Consider the following 3,816-nt stretch of genomic DNA (forward strand, 5'->3'; position numbering starts at 1 on the left):
ATTGTTTGTAAAAGGACTGGAGTATGTAGAGAATGGAATCCATAAATACCAAGAGAAAATGCTCCTGAACAAACAAAGGGCAGTAACCAGAATGGCACAAGAACTAGGGTTGGAGACAATTCCATTGAAAATGCAAAGTGCTGATTAACAGCTTTCTGTGATAGACGTCAATGGTAACGACCGGTAGGGAGGAGAAATCGCACAAGTAGTTAAACCTACGGTTCACGAATACCTCTACAATAAATACAGCATGAGCTAAATACCACAAGTAGCTTAACCTACGGTTCCCCAATACCCCTATAACAACTATACCTTGTGCTAAATCGCTCAAGTAGCTCCACCTAGTTTGTGTGACTTCTCGTCGTCCAGAAAAGGGACTCTGTTGAAGTGACCAACATTGTCCGTTTGTGCCTACCGATAGGTAGGCGAAGTCGAAATCGAAGTAGGGGAGGGCTCCAGGTTGGGCGACTTGGTGCAGCTTTTCTATCGTCAATTCGAATGAAATGGCGGTAGCCATTTAGTACCCAGAATGGGCTAGAGATAAAAGCCAATAGCCAAAAGATGGTAGCCGCCTAAACAGGACGAGTTTCTTGACTCTTGTGGTCAATCGTTCTTGATTCCAATCAATATGTCAACCAAATAACCTATAGCCTTATTGGTAATCTCGTAATCCTTTTTCCGGTCGCCATAAAAATGGCATTGCAAAGTGCTGGTATAAACGGGGGAACAGGGGGTTCCCCAACTCCTGTGGGTTTCTCTTCATTTTCCACAAAATGTACCGCTGTATTGATGGGGGCATCCTCCATCCTGGCCACAAGATAGTTGTTGAAATTGTCCTCTATAACGGCCCCATTTTTCACATTTATCTCACTTTTCAAGGCCAAACTGGCACCAAAGGCAGCACCTCCCTCAAATTGGGCCCTTATTCTGTCCGGATTGACTGGTACTCCGCAATCTATAGCAAAGTGAACCATTGGTATTTTGATATTGTTGTTGTCATCTACCTCCACTTCCACTACGCAAGCTACATAAGTAAGAAAGCTTCGATGGGCAGCAAACCCCATTCCTGTACCTTTTGGAAGGCTTTTGCCCCATCCTGATTTTTCTTTTACCAATTGTACTACCTGCTTAAGGCGATGAGTATCACATGGGTACTCTTCCAATGTAACGTTATAATTGTTGAACCCTTCCACTTTGGCGGCAAAATCTATTTTACGATCGCTGCCCAATAGATCCAGCATATTGTCTATAGGATCCATCTGTCTTGCCTGGGCCACCTGATCTACTATAGATCCAATGGCAAACGCATGGTTGATATTGTGGACAGATCGCAGCCACCCAATCCTTATCTGAGCTTTTGCATCCAAGGATTCACAGGATATATTATCAATTTCGAAGGGCATGTCCAAAACGCCCATGCACAATTCGTCCGATGAAGGCCCTTTGGCATCGGCGCTGGCCGTACCTGAAATGGATGGAAAAGCCGTACGATGCACCCAGGAAGTGACCTTATTGTTTTTGTCGATACCAACTTTTATATGTTGTGCGCAATTGGAATGGTAAAAATCGTGCTGAATATCGTCTTCCCTGGTCCATAACAATTTTATGGGCGTATTCATTTCTTTTGAAATCAAGGCAGCTTCCACTACAAAATCGGGTTTGGATTTACGGCCAAAGGCACTTCCCAATAGGGTAACGTTAATGGTAACTTCGGATTCCTCAATGCCCAAGGCTTCGGCGACTGCCTGCCGTACCCATTGTGGCGACTGTACGGGAGCCCATATATCACACGTTCCATCTGCATTGTAGCGGGCAACGGCACAAGGGGTTTCCATAGGGGAATGGGCCAAGTGTGGCACCAAAAAATCGGACTCTATGACCTTGGCAGCTTCTTTTAAAGCTTTGGTTGCCGAACCCTGTTGTCTTTTCACCTGCCCTTCCTTCTGTACGGATCGTTGCATTTGTTGCATAAAGGCGTTGGAGTCATAGGAAGCATTTATGCCCTTATCCCAAACCACTTCCACGGCATCCCGTGCCTTTATTGCTGTCCAGGTATTGTTGGCGACCACTACAATACCTCCCAATGGGGCGTTATAGCCCATAGGAAATGCGGTTGACTCCATTTTATATACTTTGGAGACTCCTTCAATAGCAGTGGCCATATCGTTGTTGAACGATTTTATTCCGGCCCCGGCCTCTGGATTTCTTTTTATGACCGCGACCTTGAGATCTGGAATCTGTACATCCAGTCCATAGACCGCCTTCCCTGTTACGATATCCTCTAGATCATAGATAACCGTTTCCTTGGAAATAAATTTAAAATCTTTGGAGTCCTTTAAAGTAATTTCATTTTCATCTGGAATGGGCAAGGCACCGGCTTTTTCGGCCAAATATCCGTAACCCAAACTTTTTCCCGAACTGTGGACTATTTCATGATTTACAGCACTACATTCAGAAATATCTACTTGCCATTCCTGGGCCGCTGCCTGCATCAACATTAATTTCACCGTAGCGCCAGCTATCCTTAAAGGTTGATAAAACATTCTAACGCTATAGGAACCGTCCGTATTTTGATCGCCATATTTTACATCCCCAACAGCCTGTATTATTTTTACTTTGGTCCAATCGGCTTCCATTTCATCGGCCATAACCAAGGGTAGGCTTGTTCTAATACCAGTACCCATTTCCGAGCGGTGGGCAATGAGTTGTACCTCCCCGGTTCCCAAAATCGTGATATATACGTTAGGAGCAAAAACAGCGTCTTCCCGACCGGTTAAAAAGGCATTCTTATCTTGCTTGCACCCTAAAGGAATACCAAGGATCAAACCAGTGCTGCCCAAAGCCCCAATTTTCACGAAATCTCTTCTACTAACTTTAAACAGTTTATTATTGGAAGGGTTTGGTTTCATATTACACATTGTTTTTAGCAGCGTTCTTAATGGCACTTCTAATTCGGATATAGGTTCCACAGCGACAAATATTGCCGGACATAGCTTGTTCTATGTCTGCGTCTGAAGGATTTCCGTTTTGTTTCAATAATGCTATGGCCGACATGATTTGGCCACTTTGGCAAAATCCACATTGGGGAACGTTCTCAGCAATCCATGCTTTTTGTACAGGGTGAAGTTCGTCTTTTCCGACCCCTTCAATGGTGGTAATAGCTTTATCGTTGATAGCGGAAATTGGTAGGCTGCACGACCTTATTGCCGTACCGTCCAAATGGACCGTACAAGATCCACATACGGCTATTCCACAACCGTATTTGGTTCCGGTCAGCCCCAATTGATCACGAAGCGCCCATAATAACGGGGTGTCGGGAGCGCATTCAATTGATACCTTTTGGTCATTGATGTTTAAGGTGAATTTTTCCATGGGCAATATCATTATTTGTTTAATAACCATATGGCGACATGCAATTGGATAGGCTTTTAAAGCCTTTTGTGTGGTTCTAAAAGGTTGATTTAGAATAGTTTTGCCCCATATTAAGCATCAAGGTAATAAATAAATCAATTGCTCAGATCGGAATGTATAATATATTTGGTAGACAGGCATCTTGCATTTGCTGTTCTTTTATGGAACGGCGGGGTTGAAGGTCTACGGTTTAAAGTTTAAAGATCAAGGTTCCAGGTTCCCATTTTCAAAGTATTAACTGGAGATTGAGTTTGTCGATAGGCAGGCCTGTCTGTATCCTATGGTTAAAACAAATTTATCTTCATAATTTTTTTCTATGGTTCAGGATATATAACCCATTGTATTGACATATGGTGTTCCTCTGCCCACAACGGCGAATGCCCGGGCCAATAATTTGTTCCTTAT

General features: G+C 43.6%; 2 protein-coding genes. Both read right to left on the reverse strand.

The window, feature by feature from the left end; all coding sequences use genetic code 11:
- Positions 1–644: 644 nt before the first annotated feature.
- Positions 645–2,909 carry a molybdopterin cofactor-binding domain-containing protein gene (locus MWU78_RS22130; protein WP_247001976.1) on the reverse strand — a complete coding sequence of 755 codons (2,265 nt, stop codon included), beginning with the start codon at positions 2,907–2,909 and terminating at the stop codon, positions 645–647.
- A 1-nt stretch (position 2,910) separates the two neighbouring features.
- A complete protein-coding gene (locus MWU78_RS22135) occupies positions 2,911–3,372 on the reverse strand; it encodes a (2Fe-2S)-binding protein (protein WP_247001979.1) in 462 nt (153 codons plus the stop codon).
- Positions 3,373–3,816: the final 444 nt, after the last annotated feature.

This window comes from Arenibacter sp. F26102, from assembly GCF_023015865.1.
GTDB lineage: Bacteria > Bacteroidota > Bacteroidia > Flavobacteriales > Flavobacteriaceae > Arenibacter.

Coding starts and splice junctions, on each gene's coding strand:
- MWU78_RS22135 (WP_247001979.1), bottom strand. CDS start 3,372: ATGGAAAAATTCACCTTAAACATCAATGACCAAAAGGTATCAATTGAA.
- MWU78_RS22130 (WP_247001976.1), bottom strand. CDS start 2,909: ATGAAACCAAACCCTTCCAATAATAAACTGTTTAAAGTTAGTAGAAGA.